The following is a 2,041-nucleotide window of genomic DNA, read 5'->3' as shown; positions in this document are numbered from 1 at the left end:
ACAACACTGAATGGATGAGCAAAGATACGCTTCAGACATGGATTGAGCTGAACCAAGCTAAAATTGGGAGTATCTGATTCATGATCCCTTACGGTAGACAGCAGATCTCTCAGGATGACATTGATGCCGTTGTTGCTGTATTGCAGTCGGATTTCTTAACTCAAGGGCCGCAAGTGCCGGCCTTTGAGTTGGCTTTACAGCAAGCTACCGGCGCTCAATATGCTCTGGCCGTCAACAGTGCGACATCGGCGTTACATATAGCCTGTATGGCGCTCGGATTAGGTGTTGGCGATCGTTTATGGACAACACCGATTACCTTCGTCGCATCCGCTAACTGTGCCCGCTATTGTGGTGCCGATGTCGATTTTGTCGATGTTGACCCCGTGACCTATAACTTGTGCCCACAGCAGCTGGAGAAAAAACTCAAGCAGGCTCAACAAAACGGTACCCTGCCCAAAATTGTTGTACCGGTACATTTATGTGGCTATCCATGCGATATGGCAGCCATTTATGCACTATCGCAAGAGTACGGCTTCCATATCATCGAAGATGCCTCGCACGCAATTGGGGGACAATACCATGGCGAGCCCATCGGTAACTGCCGATACTCCGATATCACGATTTTTAGCTTTCATCCGGTAAAAATCGTCACCACCGCCGAAGGTGGCGCTGCATTGACCAACTGCCCAGAATTAGCCGAGCGCATGGCGCTGCTACGCAGCCATGGTATCACCCGAGAGCCATCAAAAATGCAGGGCGAAAGTCACGGTAGTTGGTATTACCAACAAATTGACCTTGGCTATAACTACCGTATGACCGAATTACAAGCCGCGCTCGGCGTTTCTCAAATGACACGCTTAGCTGAGTTTGTTACGCGCCGCCATCAACTGGCTCAACGTTATCATGCAGCGCTACATGATTTACCTCTAACGCGGCCATTGTTCAGCCAACAAGATGCTTATTCGGCTCTTCATCTGTATGTGATCCGGCTTCAACGTTCAAAACTCAACAAAACACGGCGAGACATTTTTGATACGCTGAGAAATGCCGGAATCGGTGTCAATATTCACTATATCCCTGTTCATACCCAGCCTTATTATCAAAACTTAGGTTTTCAAATTGGCGACTATCCGATAGCTGAAGCCTATTATGAAGACGCTATTTCATTACCTATGTTTGCGGCGATGACAGATCAGCAGCAAGACACCGTAATCGAAGTACTACGTACCATTTTACAGGATGCACAACTGTGAAAATTGCATTGATCCCAGCACGAGGTGGTAGCAAGCGTATCCCTCATAAAAACATTCGTCTCTTTGCTGGAAAACCGATCATTGCTTACTCCATCGAAGCAGCTCTGCAAGCGGGCTGCTTCGATGCTGTCGTTGTATCGACCGATGATCCTGCAATCGCCGAGGTGGCGCAGCAATATGGTGCTGAAGTCCCCTTTATGCGGCCTGCGGATATTGCCAACGATTACGCGACAACTACGGATGTCATTCGACATGCTTTGCTGTGGTTTCACCAGCAGCAACAGCCCGTAGATGCCTTGTGTTGCCTGTATGCCACGGCCCCTTTTGTACGTGCTGAAGATTTGTTGGCGGGATATCATTTACTGGCACAAGACGATACCGACTATGTATTCAGTGCCACCCGCTATGCTTTTCCGATCCAACGTGCGATTAAACTCGATGCCCAGCAACGAGTGAGCATGTTTCAACCTGAACACTTAAGTACTCGCTCACAAGACTTGCCTGAAGCATTTCATGATGCAGGCCAGTTTTACTGGGGAACCGCTGATGCTTTTTTAAATGGCAAACCTATCTTCTCCCCTGCTGCGCGCGCCATGATTTTACCCCGTCAGCGAGTACAGGATATTGATACACCTGAAGATTGGGAATATGCAGAACTCATGTTTCGGTTATTGTGCAATGAGAGCTGAAAAGCCACGCCATATCCTTATTAGAGCCGACGCCTCAGCACTGATTGGTACAGGACACGTGATGCGCTGTATGGTCTTAGCACAGCATCTCACCGAATT

Annotated in this window: 2 protein-coding genes; both read left to right on the top strand. The window is 48.5% G+C overall.

All coding sequences use genetic code 11. The annotated features are described in order from the left end of the window. Window positions 1-80: 80 nt before the first annotated feature. Window positions 81-1,253, top strand: a complete 1,173-nt coding sequence (pseC, locus tag ACRC27_RS07665) for a UDP-4-amino-4,6-dideoxy-N-acetyl-beta-L-altrosamine transaminase (RefSeq protein ID WP_192437261.1) — start codon at window positions 81-83, stop codon at window positions 1,251-1,253. Further along, window positions 1,250-1,942, top strand: coding sequence for a pseudaminic acid cytidylyltransferase (gene pseF, locus ACRC27_RS07660; RefSeq protein ID WP_192437260.1), 693 nt, complete (start codon window positions 1,250-1,252; stop codon window positions 1,940-1,942). Before pseC ends, pseF begins: the two co-directional genes overlap by 4 nt. Window positions 1,943-2,041: the final 99 nt, after the last annotated feature.

Source organism: Plesiomonas sp. (assembly GCF_051650925.1).
Taxonomy (GTDB): Bacteria; Pseudomonadota; Gammaproteobacteria; order Enterobacterales; family CAMTGL01; genus Plesiomonas.
Note: the sequence above shows the minus strand (reverse complement) of the source record. Positions and strands in the feature narration are given on the sequence as shown.

Bases quoted from the DNA above. Each gene is read 5' to 3' on its own strand.
- pseC (WP_192437261.1), top strand. From the start codon at position 81: ATGATCCCTTACGGTAGACAGCAGATCTCTCAGGATGACATTGATGCC.